Annotated in this window: 8 protein-coding genes; 6 read left to right on the top strand and 2 right to left on the bottom strand. The window is 58.6% G+C overall.

Going from position 1 to position 13,714, the window contains the following annotated elements; all coding sequences use genetic code 11:
• Window positions 1-64: 64 nt before the first annotated feature.
• Window positions 65-568, bottom strand: coding sequence for a phasin family protein (locus tag Q390_RS20100; RefSeq protein WP_037472164.1), 504 nt, complete (start codon window positions 566-568; stop codon window positions 65-67).
• Window positions 569-1,167: 599 nt separating this feature from the next.
• On the opposite strand from Q390_RS20100, the gene Q390_RS0104275 reads away from it, so the two are divergent.
• A complete protein-coding gene (locus Q390_RS0104275) occupies window positions 1,168-4,644 on the top strand; it encodes a PAS domain-containing protein (RefSeq protein WP_027994958.1) in 3,477 nt (1,158 codons plus the stop codon).
• 142 nt (window positions 4,645-4,786) lie between these two features.
• Here the strand turns inward: Q390_RS0104275 and Q390_RS0104280 are convergent, their stop codons facing one another.
• The gene (locus Q390_RS0104280; protein ID WP_027994959.1) at window positions 4,787-5,875 is read right to left on the bottom strand and encodes an AI-2E family transporter; all 1,089 of its coding nucleotides are present in this window, start codon (window positions 5,873-5,875) and stop codon (window positions 4,787-4,789) included.
• A 243-nt stretch (window positions 5,876-6,118) separates the two neighbouring features.
• Here Q390_RS0104280 and Q390_RS0104285 point away from each other — a divergent pair, with 243 nt between their 5' ends.
• The 5 genes from Q390_RS0104285 (at window position 6,119) to Q390_RS17480 (ending at window position 13,708) form a co-directional block, all read left to right on the top strand.
• Window positions 6,119-8,995, top strand: coding sequence for a 2-oxoglutarate dehydrogenase E1 component (locus Q390_RS0104285; protein ID WP_027994960.1), 2,877 nt, complete (start codon window positions 6,119-6,121; stop codon window positions 8,993-8,995).
• 48 nt (window positions 8,996-9,043) lie between these two features.
• Window positions 9,044-10,312 (top strand): 2-oxoglutarate dehydrogenase complex dihydrolipoyllysine-residue succinyltransferase, encoded by a 1,269-nt coding sequence (gene odhB / locus Q390_RS0104290; protein ID WP_027994961.1) that lies wholly within the window; start codon window positions 9,044-9,046, stop codon window positions 10,310-10,312.
• A gap of 102 nt (window positions 10,313-10,414) precedes the next feature.
• On the top strand, window positions 10,415-11,842 hold the full coding sequence (lpdA, locus tag Q390_RS0104295) for a dihydrolipoyl dehydrogenase (protein WP_027994962.1): 1,428 nt from the start codon (window positions 10,415-10,417) through the stop codon (window positions 11,840-11,842).
• 91 nt (window positions 11,843-11,933) lie between these two features.
• A complete protein-coding gene (gene zapE, locus Q390_RS0104300) occupies window positions 11,934-13,037 on the top strand; it encodes a cell division protein ZapE (protein ID WP_027994963.1) in 1,104 nt (367 codons plus the stop codon).
• On the top strand, window positions 13,034-13,708 hold the full coding sequence (locus Q390_RS17480) for a hypothetical protein (RefSeq protein ID WP_051603025.1): 675 nt from the start codon (window positions 13,034-13,036) through the stop codon (window positions 13,706-13,708). The genes zapE and Q390_RS17480 overlap by 4 nt, the downstream gene beginning before the upstream one ends.
• Window positions 13,709-13,714 lie beyond the last annotated feature (6 nt).

Raw genomic sequence — 13,714 nt, forward strand, 5'->3', positions numbered from 1 at the left:
CTATAACCTTTTAGATATAAGCGCTTCATGCTATTTTATAAATAGCGTTTGCGTGCTGGTTGTTTCAGGGCTGGTGGGGGTGTTCGTGCGCCCCGTCAACAAAGAAACTGCTCGCCAGCGGTGGCATGGTCGCCTGAACCACTTCCTGGATTGAACTGACACTGGAACGGTTTTCGTTGTTGAACATGTGGCAGATGCTGTTCATCATTTCGGCTTGCGCCTGGAAGGTGGCGGCTGCCAGTTGGTTCCAGTATTTTTGAACTCCTTCCATATCCACGCGCAGGGGGGTTGACAGCAGGGCCATCAAATCGGCCGTTGGTTCGGGGCTGCGCAATTGCTGCGTGGCAGTGGCATGGTGTGCCGACGCCTGGTGCGCTGCCTCCTGCTGGATTTTTCGCATGGATTCAACCCCGCGAAATACGGCGCTTGCGCATTCGGTGGCCAAGGCGAGTTGCTGGCGCTGCAAGTCGGCCAAATGGCTCCACGGCAAGGCGCCAGAGGTCGATTTTTCGGTTGTCTGTTGTAGAGCCGAGGCAGAGCCGGGAGCGCTGGCGGACTGTGGATGCATTGGTACTTCCAGTAGATGGGATGGGCCTTGCGAATGGAGTAAATTTTCTTGTTGGTGCGATGGCTGGTGTGTGCTGGATGGGGTTTTACTGAAACGGGGCTTGGCATGGTTCATGGGAGCATCCTTTGGAGGGAGAGGGGTGAAGCAACCGACAGCGTTTAACCCGCTTGACAGGCTCTGTACCACGAAGTCGTCGCCAGAGGCGGGGCGTGACTGTTTCTTGACAACTTTGGCAATCGACCATGGTGTATCCATCTTCTTGCGCTGAGGCTGTGCCATCAAGGGCTCAACCTGTAAAGAACTCAACATGTCTTGACAGCGGCTATAGGAAACCGGACAACTCGTAACTCCTTATCGTTGTTTGGTATTTTTTAGTCTATGCAAAGTGCAAGCGTGGGCCTGCCGTGCGGTCTGCCGACTTTGTCTGACTAGCGGCGCTGCGCCGTTATTTGTGTGCATGACTAGGCAAAACAAAGAAAGGCTGCAAATTGTCAATATGCTTTTGAAACAATATGTTCCAATTTTTCGGCTTCGGATTGAAGCCTGAAATGAACGCTCTTTCCAAGCATTGGTTCAATTACTGATTTCATCCTCACACCATGGTTTTTTTCTCTGCACCCAGCCAGGATTTGGCGCTTAAAAAGAGCGTCTTGGCGGTGCTGCGTAAGAACCTGCTGGTAGGGGGGATCTGGTTGGTACTGCTGTGCGCCTTGGCGGCTTATTGGGCGCTGTTGCTGGCATCGCACCAGGCGCAACGGGATCACGTGCAGATGCAGACCCGGCAACGTGCGGCCCAGACCGCCCACGCTTTGTCGCTGCAGGTGGGCACGTTGCTCAAGACGATTGACTACATTTCCCGCAACCTGGGTGAGCTGTGGTTGAACAAGAACACCGTGGTGGTGCAGCAAGCCGTCGGGGTAGCGAAGACGGTGCTGCCTGAGGGAGCCTTGACGCAGGTGTCGGTAGCCAATGCGCAGGGAGAGATCGTTTTTTCGAGTCTTGCATCCCAGGTGCCCCTGTCTCTGGCCGAAATCACGCGCGTCTCGATTGCCGATCGTGCCCATTTTCAGGCCCACCTGGGCGGTGTTGCACCGCATTTGTTCATCAGCCAGCCCTTGCTGGGTCGGCTGTCGCAACAATGGATGGTACAGTTTTCAGCGCCATTGATGACCGACGGAAAACTGGCCGGCGTGATCGTCCTGTCTGTGCCTGCCGAGTATTTGTCACGTTCCTTGAGTGATATTTTTTCGAATGCGGCAGACGTGCAGGATGTGGCCATTTTGCTGATGAATGATGGCTTTTATCTGGCTCGGTCGCACGGTTTGAACAACGTGTTGGGCAAGGCGGTGCCGCTGTGGTGGGAGTTTTTGCATTTGCCACATGAGCAGAGCGGTGCCTACCAGGCCACCCCGCCCATCGATGGCATAGAGCGTTATTACGCTTGGCACCGTGCTGCCGATTACCCGGTGCTGGTCAACGTCGGCCTGGGTAAAGTCAAGGCACTGGCCGAGATGGACAGCCTGGTGCGAAAAAGCCATCTGCACAATCTGCTGGGCAGTGTGTTGTTGTTGCTGGCGGCCGCCTGGATTACCTGGCTGTGGCTCAAGCAGCGCGCCCAGTCCGTTGCACTGGCTGTCAGTGGCGAGCGTTTTGAATTGGCCTTGCGCGGTGGCGACCTGGGTTCTTGGGACTACCACAGCGATACCCGCATGGTCGATTGCAGTCAGCGTTGGGCCTCAATGTTTGGCTATGGGCAAACTGCCATCGTGCTGGATTTTTTTGTTTTGAGCGAAAGCATCCACCCGGACGAGCTGGCGCAGGTGAAGTCGGCATTGAAAACGCATTTCAGAGGCCAGACGGAGCAATATGAAGCCCGCTATCGTCGGCGCCACCGCAGCGGCCATTGGGTGTGGGTGCTCGATCGGGGTCGGGTGGTCGAGCGGCACGCTAATAGTGCGCCCCAGCGCATGGTGGGTACGACGATGGACATTACCGTGCACAAGCTGGCTGAAGCGGCCGAGCAGGTGTACCACGAGCGCATCACTAAACTCATGGCACAGGTGCCCGGCGTGGTCTATCAATACCTGCGCCGCGTCGACAAGACGGATTGCTTTCCCTACGCCAGCCCGGGGCTGCTGACGCTGTTTGGCGTGACGCCTGAAGAGGCGCTGGTGTCGGCGCACAAGGTATTTGCCCGCATCCACCCAGCCGATATCGAGCGCATCACTGAGGGCGCGCGTGCGTCAGAGCTGCAAGTGACGGGCTGGAGCGACGAGTTTCGTGTGTTGCAACAGGACGGTTCGGTCCGCTGGGTATTGGCGCAGGCCCGGCCCGAGCGCGTGGCTGAAGGCTGCCTTCACTGGTACGGCTACGCCAACGACATCACCCTCGACCATGAAGCGGCTGAAAAGCTCAAACTCAGCGAAGAACACCTGCGCAGCACCCTGCAGGCGGTGCGCGATGGTCTGTGGGGCTGGGACGTGGACAGTGGCGCTGTGCAGTGGGATCTGCGCATCAGCGAAATGCTGGGCTATGCCGAGCCGCTGGGTCCATTGAATTACGCGCAGTGGATCGAGAGGCTGCATCCGCTTGACCGCGAGCGTATCCAAAGCGAATGGCAGGCGCAGTTGCACGGTCACCGCGACCAAGTGGCCTCGGCCCAGTACCGGATGCGCACCGCCAAGTGCGACTGGCTGTGGGTCGAGGCGCGGGGCCGGGTGGTCGCCTGGGGCGAAAATGATTTGCCCGTACGCATGATCGGCACCCTCTCCGACATCAGCTCCAGCGTGGCCGAAAGCCAGTTGCGCCGTGCCGTACTGGACCAAAGTACGGCCGGTATAGCCATGGTGAGTAAAGACCATCGGCTGGTGTATGCCAACGAGCGTGCATTGGAGATTTTTGCAGAATTGGGCATCTATCCGGATCCGCGGAGCCAGAATGCCGTGTCTTTGAGCGGTGCGCACCTGCGCGGCCTGGGGCCTTATGTCCGGACGCTGCGATTGCATGGCGAGGTGCGCTTTGAATACAAATTGCGCACCGGACAGGTCCCGGCACGCTGGTTTGACATCCATGCCGTACTGCGCGACCCGGAAGACATGGACAGTGATGGTGTCTGGACGCTGATCGATATCTCGCAAAAAAATGCCTCGGAGGAAGCCCTGGCCACTGAGCATCTGCGCTTGACGACACTGTTGCACCGCTTTCCCGGGGGGGTACTGATGCAGGATGCTGTCGGCGTCGTGGCCATGATCAACCAGAACATGTGCGATTTTTTCGATCTGACAGAGACGCCCGGTAGCTTGCAGGGAATGCACCACAGCCAACTGTGCCTGCGTCTGGGCGATTTGCGTGCGTCATGGCTGCACGTGCCCAGTGGCGCGCTGGAAAGCGAAAAACGCCGCACCACCGAGGTCCACAGTCTCAGTGGCCGCGTTCTGGAAATCAACTGGGTGCCCATCACCCGCGGCGAACAGGAACTGGGTCGCGTCTGGCTGGTACACGACATTTCCGAGCGCTGCCAGCGCGAAGAAGCGCTGGTCACCCTGGCATCTACGGACATGCTCACTGGCTTACCGAATCGGCGCAGCTTCATGGCCGCACTGGAGGATGCCTTGGTGGATGTTCGCAAACACCCGGCGCAGCGGGGTATTTTGCTGATGGCCGACATTGACCATTTCAAACGGGTGAATGACACCTATGGGCATCTGGTGGGGGATGTCGTGCTACAGCATGTGGCCCAAATGATGCGCCAGGGACTGCGCCAAAACGACTCTGCCGGACGCATTGGAGGGGAAGAGTTCACTGTCTTGCTCTATCGCATCAGCCTGGCGGATGGTCTGACGCTGGCCAACCGCATTCGCCAATCCCTGGCTGACACCCCGGCTATCACGTCTGCCGGCAGCATTGCTGTCACCATCAGCATGGGCCTGGTGGTGCTCGAAGGCAGCGACGCTACCCGGGCACTCAGTTGTGCCGACGAAGCACTGTATGCCGCCAAAAATGCCGGGCGCAATTGCGTCTGCGTATGGCAAGTGTCAGAACAAGGGGCGTCCGCTGGAAGTCTGTTGAAAATATAAAGCCGCCCAGATCGTCGCCCGGCAAGCCGCAAACCCCAGCCCTGGCCACCATAGCATCTATTTAGCATCAAATATGCCCGTAATGCTTGCTGTTAAAGCGCTTGCAGCTATTAAAAAGAGAGTGTTTGTGCTGTGCCAAGAATCAAAGATTCTGCTTGTCTCTTCGCGTTTTTGCGTTGGGATGGAAGGGTTTTTCTGAGGCGAAAAGATCCCAGGTGGCGATAAACAGGGCCGCTATGACGGGGCCGATCACAAAACCGGTCAAGCCAAAAATAGACATGCCGCCGAGTGTTGAAATCAGCACCACGTAATCTGGCATCTTGGTGTCTTTGCCGACCAGAATCGGCCGCAGAACGTTGTCGACCAAGCCGATGACGCCGACGCCAAAAACGGTCAGCGTGACCGCTTGCCAGATGGCACCGGTAGCAAAAAAATAAATCGCCACTGGTATCCATATCAAGCCGGCACCAATGGCGGGCAGCAGCGACAGGAAGGCCATCAATACCCCCCACAGCACTGGTCCCTGGATGCTGAGCGCCCAAAAAATAAACCCGCCCAGCATGCCTTGCGTCGCCGCCACCACGATATTGCCTTTGACGGTAGCGCGAGTGACCGTGGTGAATTTGTGGCTGAGATTGCGCTTGTGGTGGTCTTCCAGAGGAATGGCATCACGGATGCGCTGGGCCAATGCCGAACCGTCGCGCAGCAAGAAAAACAGCAAATACAGCATGATGCCGAAGCCGATCACAAACTGGAAGGTGTTCTGACCAATATTGAGGGCCCGGGTGGCAACGAACTGGCTGCCTTGCACTGCAATCGAAGAGAGTTTTTGCTGCAGTTCCGTAACGCTGGACAACCCCAGGCGATCAAGCAGGCCCACCGTCCACGAAGGCATCGCTGCAACGATTTGCTGAAAATAGCTCCCGATGTCAAGTTGGCCCGTGCGCAGCCGATCGTAAATATGGCTGGCCTCCTGAGCCAACGAAATACCCAGCAATACCATCGGCAAAATGGCGACCACGAGACACAAGCTCAAGGTGGCGAGGGCGGCCAGATTGGGATGCAACGGCATTCGGCGCAGCAAGATTTTGTGCAGTGGCGAAAAAATGATGGCCAGTGTGACGCCCCAAAAAATCGCCTCATAAAACGGCCACAAAATGGCAGCAAAAGCCAGGGAGACTGCCACCAAAAGCCATAAAAAAACTTTACTTTGGAGTGAAGAGGACATCATGGTGTAGGGTGACAAAAATGGTGTCAATGTACGACAATCAGGCTATTTTTTATGATGTCAGTTATTTGGCGGGTTCAGGTAAAAAAGAGATTTTGTAGCGTTCGGGCCTGTGTTCAATGGCACAATTGCGCCCGTAACAGGCCCTTCCCAGCCACAGTCGCATCCGCCAACCGGTTCAGCCGTGCCGCGGAAGGTTTCTAAACCAGCTAATGCTTTCCAGAGGAAAGCGGAGGTCAGCGGTATATGAGCGAGACAACGTCCGTCTATCAAGCCTATCAAGGCAACACCTATCTCTTTGGCGGCAATGCGCCGTATGTCGAAGAGATGTATGAGAACTACCTGGAAAATCCAGGCAGCGTTCCAGATACTTGGCGCGATTATTTTGATGCATTGCAGCATGTGCCTGCCGCCGATGGCAGCGACGCCAAAGACGTGCCCCACCTGCCCGTCATCAGCGCTTTCGCCGAGCGCGCCAAACAAGGTGGGACCCAGGTCGTTGTCGCCAGTGTAGATGCTGAAATGGGCCGCAAGCGCACCGCAGTGCAGCAGCTGATTGCTGCCTACCGTAACGTGGGACAGCGCTGGGCCGACCTCGATCCGCTCAAGCGCACCGAGCGCCCGGCCATCCCGGAACTGGAACTCTCGTTCTACGGTTTCAGCGATGCCGATCAGGAAACCGTATTCAACACCAGCAACACGTTCTTTGGCAAAGAGGCGATGCCACTGCGCGAGTTGATGAATGCACTGCGCGAGACCTATTGCGGCACCTTGGGCGCCGAGTACATGTATGCCACCGACCAGAACCAAAAGCGCTGGTGGCAACAAAAGCTCGAAACCATCCGCTCCAAGCCGGTTTACAACGCCGAGCAGAAAAAGCACATCCTCGATCGCCTGACGGCTGCCGAGGGTCTGGAGCGCTTCCTGCATACCAAATACGTCGGGCAAAAGCGTTTCTCGCTGGAGGGCGGTGAAAGCTTCATCGTCGCCATGGATGCGCTGATCCAATCCGCTGGTCTCACGGGCGTACAAGAAATCGTCATCGGCATGGCCCACCGTGGTCGCTTGAACGTTCTCGTCAACTCCCTGGGCAAAATGCCCAAAGACCTGTTTGCCGAGTTCGATCACACCGCCCCCGAAGACCTGCCATCGGGCGACGTCAAATACCACCAAGGTTTCAGTTCGGATGTCTCCACGGCCGGCGGCCCGGTGCACCTGACTCTGGCCTTCAACCCCTCGCACCTTGAAATTGTCAACCCAGTGGTTGAAGGCTCGGTGCGCGCCCGTATGGACCGCCGCGGCGACCCGCATGGCAAGCAGGTGCTGCCTTTGCTGGTGCATGGCGACGCGGCTTTTGCTGGTCAGGGTGTCAATCAGGAAACGCTGGCACTGGCCCAGACCCGTGGTTATTCCACGGGCGGCACGGTGCACATCATCATCAACAACCAGATTGGTTTCACCACCTCGGATCCGCGCGACAGCCGTTCCACGCTGTACTGCACCGATGTGGTCAAGATGATCGAGTCCCCGGTGCTGCACGTCAACGCGGATGATCCAGAAACCGTGGCGCTGGCTATGCAGTTGGCGCTCGAGTTCCGCATGGAATTCCGCAAGGACATCGTGGTGGACATCATCTGCTTCCGCAAGCTGGGCCACAACGAGCAGGACACGCCCGCGCTGACGCAGCCGCTGATGTACAAGAAAATTGGCGCCCACCCCGGCACGCGCAAGCTGTATGCCGACAAGCTGGCCGCGCAAGGCCTGGGTGAGACGCTGGGCGACGATATGGTCAAGGCTTACCGCGCCGCCATGGATGCCGGCAAGCACACGGTCGATCCGGTGCTGACCAACTTCAAGAGCAAATATGCCGTCGATTGGACCCCTTTCCTGGGCAACAAGTGGACGGATGCCGGTGACACCGCCATTCCACTGAGCGAATGGAAGCGCTTGGCCGAGAAGATCACCACCATTCCTGACAGCGTCACGCCGCACCAATTGGTGAAAAAGGTGTATGACGACCGCGCTGCCATGGGCCGTGGCGATGTTCCCGTGGACTGGGGCATGGGCGAACACATGGCTTTTGCTTCGCTGGTGGCTAGTGGCTTCCCGGTGCGTCTGTCGGGCGAAGACTGCGGTCGGGGCACCTTCACGCACCGCCACTCAGTCATCCATGACCAGAAGCGCGAAAAATGGGACATCGGTACCTATATTCCGTTGCAGAACGTCGCCGAGAGCCAAGCGCCGTTTGTCGTTATCGACTCTATCCTGTCCGAAGAAGCGGTGCTGGCCTTTGAATACGGCTACGCCTCTAACGACCCGAACACACTGGTGATCTGGGAAGCGCAGTTTGGTGACTTTGCCAATGGTGCACAGGTCGTGATCGACCAGTTCATCGCTTCGGGTGAAGTCAAGTGGGGACGCGTCAACGGCATCACGCTGATGCTGCCGCATGGCTACGAAGGCCAGGGCCCTGAGCACAGCTCGGCGCGCTTGGAGCGCTTCATGCAGCTGTCGGCCGATGCGAACATGCAAGTGGTGCAGCCGACCACGGCCAGCCAGATCTTTCACATCTTGCGTCGTCAGATGGTGCGCAATTTGCGCAAGCCGCTGATCATCATGACGCCCAAGTCGCTGCTGCGCAACAAGGATGCAGCGTCGCCCCTGTCCGAGTTCACCAAGGGTGGCTTCCAGACCATCATTCCAGAGCAGAACCAGGACGTGGTGCGCAACGCCGCCAAGGTCAAGCGTATCGTGGTCTGCTCCGGCAAGGTGTATTACGACCTGGTGAAAAAGCGCACCGAGAACGCCGACAACAGCGTCGCCATCATTCGCGCCGAGCAGCTCTATCCGTTCCCGCACAAGGCCTTTGCCGCTGAAATCAAGCGCTACCCCAACGCCAATGAAGTGGTGTGGTGCCAGGACGAGCCGCAAAACCAGGGCGCCTGGTTCTTCGTGCAGCATTACATCCACGAGAACATGCGCGATGGCCAAAAGCTCGGTTACTCCGGCCGCGCGGCATCCGCTTCGCCTGCCGTGGGTTATTCGCACCTGCACCAGGAACAGCAAAAGGCGTTGATTGAAGGCGCCTTCGGCAAACTCAAGGGTTTTGTCCTGACCAAGTAAGGCCGGCGAACCGACACTAGAACAGAACCCCTCCCGAAAGAAATCAATATGGCTATCGTAGAAGTCAAAGTCCCCGAGTTGTCCGAGTCCATTGCCGAGGCCTCGATGCTGACATGGAAGAAAAAGGCCGGTGAAGCCGTCGCCATCGACGAAATCCTGATCGAAATCGAAACCGACAAAGTGGTGCTGGAAGTTCCTGCGCCCTCCGCTGGCGTGCTCGTTGAAATCGTTCAAGGTGACGGCGCCACGGTGGTGTCAGGTCAGGTCATTGCACGCATTGACTCGGCAGGCGTCGCCGGTGCTGCGGCGCCTGCCGCTGCGCCTGCAGCCGCAGCGGCGGCTCCAGTGGCAGCAGCGCCTGTTGCGCCTGCTGCCACCGGTGGCTCCAAGGCTGGCGTGGCGATGCCCGCCGCTGCCAAGCTGCTGTCAGAAAACAATCTGTCGGCTTCGACTGTCGCCGGTAGCGGCAAAGATGGCCGCGTCACCAAGGGCGATGTCTTGGGTGCTGTGGCTGGCGGTGCTGCAAAACCAGTAGCTGCCAGCGCAATCCCGACGGGCGTTCCGACCAAGTCTTTGCCACAAGTGGCAGCCCCTGCGTCGAGCATGAACTTGGGCGACCGTCCTGAGCAGCGCGTGCCCATGAGCCGGCTGCGCGCACGGGTGGCCGAGCGTCTGCTGCAGTCGCAATCGACCAACGCCATCCTGACCACGTTCAACGAAGTGAACATGGCGCCCGTGATGGAAATGCGCAAGAAGTTCCAGGACAGCTTCAGCAAAGAGCACGGCGTGAAGATCGGCTTTATGAGCTTCTTCGTCAAAGCGGCAGTGCACGCGCTGAAGAAGTTCCCAGTCATCAACGCCAGCGTGGACGGTACCGATATCGTTTACCACGGCTACTTTGACATCGGTATCGCTGTGGGCAGCCCGCGCGGTTTGGTGGTGCCCATTTTGCGCAACGCCGACCAGATGAGCTTTGCCGACATCGAGAAGAAAATTGCCGAGTTCGGTGCTAAGGCCGCTGCAGGCAAGCTAGGCATGGACGAAATGACCGGCGGCACCTTCTCCATCAGCAACGGTGGCACCTTTGGCTCGATGATGTCTACCCCCATCATCAACCCACCTCAGTCGGCCATTTTGGGCGTCCACGCGACCAAAGACCGTGCGGTGGTGGAAAACGGCCAAATCGTCATCCGCCCCATGAACTACCTCGCTATGTCGTATGACCACCGCATCATCGATGGCCGCGAAGCCGTGTTGGGCTTGGTCGCGATGAAGGATGCACTGGAAGACCCTGCGCGCCTGCTGTTTGACATTTAAGCGCGTGTTTTCTTAAGAAATTTTGCAGACCCACCCGTGTGGCCCGGCCTTGAGCCTCGCCCGCCGGTGGGTTTTTTTCACACTGGATAGGGAAGTATTGGTATGAGCAAGCAATTTGATGTGGTGGTAATTGGTGCTGGCCCTGGCGGCTATATCGCGGCCATCCGCGCGGCGCAACTGGGTTTTAGCGTCGCCTGTATTGACGAGTGGAAGAACGACAAGGGCGGCCCGGCACCCGGTGGCACCTGCACCAACATCGGCTGCATTCCATCGAAAGCGCTGCTGCAGTCGTCTGAGCACTTTGACCATGCCAACCACCACTTTGCCGAGCACGGCATCACCGCCACCGGCGTGAAGATGGACGTGGCCAAAATGGTGGCGCGCAAAGACGCCGTGGTGAAACAAAACAACGATGGCATCTTGTACTTGCTCAAAAAGAACAAGGTCAGCTTTTTCCATGGCCGGGGTGCGTTCTCCAAAGCCGTCGAAGGCGGCTACGAAGTCCAGATCACTGGCGCAGCCAACGAAACCGTGACTGGCAAGCAAATCATCGTTGCCACCGGCTCCAACGCCCGCGCGTTGCCCGGCACGCCGTTTGATGAAGAGCGTGTGCTGTCCAACGACGGTGCGCTGCGCATCGGCGCCGTGCCCAAGAAATTGGCGCTGATCGGTTCGGGCGTGATTGGCCTGGAAATGGGCTCAGTCTGGCGCCGCCTGGGTGCGGACGTGACTATTCTGGAAGGCCTGCCAACTTTCCTCGGCGCGGTGGACGAGCAGATTGCCAAAGAAGCCAAAAAGGCGTTTGACAAGCAGGGCTTGAAGATTGAGCTGGGCGTCACCGTCGGCCAGATCAAGACCGGCAAAAAGGGCGTGAACATCGCCTACACCAATGCCAAGGGCGAAGCCGTCACGCTGGACGCGGACAAGCTGATCGTTTCCATTGGCCGCGTACCCAACACCATCGGCCTGAACGCCGAAGCCGTCGGTCTGCAGCTGGACGAGCGCGGCGCCATTGTGGTGGACGCCGAGTGCAAGACCAACCTGCCCGGCGTGTGGGCGGTCGGTGACGTGGTGCGTGGCCCGATGCTGGCGCACAAAGCGGAAGAGGAAGGCGTAGCGGTGGCCGAGCGCATCGCCGGCCAACACGGCCATGTCAACTTCAACACCGTGCCGTGGGTGATTTACACCAGCCCTGAAATCGCGTGGGTCGGCCGCACCGAGCAGCAGCTCAAGGCCGATGGCGTTAAGTACAAGGCCGGCACCTTTCCGTTCCTCGCCAATGGCCGTGCACGTGCGCTGGGCGATACCACCGGTATGGTGAAGTTCTTGGCCGATGCCACCACCGACGAAATTCTGGGTGTACACATGGTCGGCCCGATGGTCAGCGAGCTGATTTCTGAAGCCGTGGTCGCCATGGAATTCAAGGCCAGCGCCGAAGACATCGCACGCATCTGCCACGCCCACCCTTCGCTGTCGGAAGCCACCAAGGAAGCGGCACTCGCTGTGGACAAGCGCACGCTGAACTTCTGATTTGCATCGCCCGTTTAAGGGTCAAATAGGCTACTAACGCTTACTGGGTAAGCGCTATTAGCTATTGAATTAACAGTAAAGAGGTGCTGCCCTGTCTGACTCTGTTATCCGGGCCTATGAGGCCGAACTGGTGGCCAAAGGGTACCAAAGCGATCCGGCGCAGCGCCGTGCCATCGAGGCATTGCAGCGCTGCGCAGATGAGTGGACGGTGTACAAATCGCGCCGCTCCAGTGCCTTGAAAAAGCTGATCAATCGCCCGGACATTCCGCGCGGTGTCTACATGTATGGCGGCGTGGGGCGCGGCAAGAGCTTTCTGATGGACTGCTTTTTCAATGCGGTGCCGCTCAAGCGCAAGGCGCGTCTGCATTTTCATGAGTTCATGCGCGAGGTGCACCGCGAACTGGCCGGTCTGCAGGGCACGGTGAATCCGCTCGATGTGCTGGGCGCGCGCATGGCCAAGCGCTACAAGCTGATCTGCTTTGATGAGTTCCATGTTGCCGACATTACCGATGCGATGATCTTGCACCGCCTGCTGATGGCCTTGTTTCACAACGGCGTGGGTTTTGTCACCACCTCGAACTTCAAACCCGACGATTTGTACCCGGATGGCTTGCACCGTGACCGGATTTTGCCGGCCATTGCCCTGCTCAATGAGCGCCTGGAAGTGCTCAACGTGGACAACGGCACCGACTACCGCAGTCGTACCCTAGAGCAGGTCAAGCTGTACCACATGCCGCTCGGCGCCGAGGCCGATGCGCAGATGACACACGCTTTCGAGCAGTTGGCTGCAGTGCCCGACGAAGACCCGCTGTTGCACATTGAGGCGCGTGAGATCCAGGCCTTGCGCAAGGCCGGTGACGTCGTCTGGTTCGATTTCAGGCAACTGTGTGGCGGGCCACGCTCGCAAAACGACTACCTTGAATTGGCGCAGCAGTTTCATACCGTGCTGCTGTCCAACGTGCCATATATGCCAGTCAGCATGGCGTCGCCAGCGCGGCGCTTTACCTGGCTGGTGGATGTGCTGTATGACCGGCGCGTCAAGCTCATCATGTCCGCTGCTGTGCCGCCAGAAGCGCTGTATACCGAAGGGCCGCTGGCGCACGAGTTTGTGCGCACGGTCTCGCGCCTGAACGAAATGCAGTCAAAAGAATTCCTGGCGCTGGAGCGGCGCATGGTGGATACCGGGTTGACATGAAGCTGCTGCACTGCTGTGTTGGCTTACTGCTGTGTGGGGCAGGGTGGGTCCACGCCCAGACAAGGCCAGAAAAATCTGCCGATCTGGATGCACGCACGCGCATCCATCACCAGCGCCAAGCTATTGGCAAAGGGTTGCTGCAGGCAGAAACTGCGTGCTATCAGCGCTTTGCCGTAGAAGACTGCCTGCGCCAGGAGCGCCAAAGCGTCCACAAGGAACAGGCCCGCCTGCGCCAGCAGGAGGCGGTGCTGGACCAGGCCGAGCGCCATGAGCGCGCCACCCAGCGCCTACAGTCGATTGCCGAGCGCGAGAGCACGCAACCAGCACCGGCACCGGCGCGGGCGGCACCGATAGCACCAGCGACATCACCAATGAAAGATGCCATCCGCGCCGAAGCAGAAAAGGGGCAAAAAGCGACCCGCTCGGATCCCGCGAACCGGGATCAGCAAGCCCGGCAGCGTGCTCGCCAGCAGCAGGAAAAGCGCAGGGCGCACCAAGCCAGCCAAGCTGGAGTGGTATCCAGTCAGGCAGCCCAGGCGTCAAAAGCGCGTCAGCGGCTAGAAGAAAAAAACGCAGCGGCAGCGCAGCACAAGGCGCAGGTCTTGCGGTCGCAGGCGGACAAAGCCGCTACAGGACGCACGCCAGCCGCGCCGCTCGCGCCCAGTCCTTGATTTGCG

The organism is Simplicispira psychrophila DSM 11588 (genome assembly GCF_000688255.1).
Classification (GTDB): domain Bacteria; phylum Pseudomonadota; class Gammaproteobacteria; order Burkholderiales; family Burkholderiaceae_C; genus Simplicispira; species Simplicispira psychrophila.

What these genes read in the sequence shown, in the direction of transcription:
- Q390_RS20100 (WP_037472164.1), bottom strand. Translation starts at nt 568, where the DNA reads ATGCATCCACAGTCCGCCAGCGCTCCCGGCTCTGCCTCGGCTCTACAA.
- Q390_RS0104275 (WP_027994958.1), top strand. Translation starts at nt 1,168, where the DNA reads ATGGTTTTTTTCTCTGCACCCAGCCAGGATTTGGCGCTTAAAAAGAGC.
- Q390_RS0104280 (WP_027994959.1), bottom strand. Translation starts at nt 5,875, where the DNA reads ATGATGTCCTCTTCACTCCAAAGTAAAGTTTTTTTATGGCTTTTGGTG.
- Q390_RS0104285 (WP_027994960.1), top strand. Translation starts at nt 6,119, where the DNA reads ATGAGCGAGACAACGTCCGTCTATCAAGCCTATCAAGGCAACACCTAT.
- odhB (WP_027994961.1), top strand. Translation starts at nt 9,044, where the DNA reads ATGGCTATCGTAGAAGTCAAAGTCCCCGAGTTGTCCGAGTCCATTGCC.
- lpdA (WP_027994962.1), top strand. Translation starts at nt 10,415, where the DNA reads ATGAGCAAGCAATTTGATGTGGTGGTAATTGGTGCTGGCCCTGGCGGC.
- Q390_RS17480 (WP_051603025.1), top strand. Translation starts at nt 13,034, where the DNA reads ATGAAGCTGCTGCACTGCTGTGTTGGCTTACTGCTGTGTGGGGCAGGG.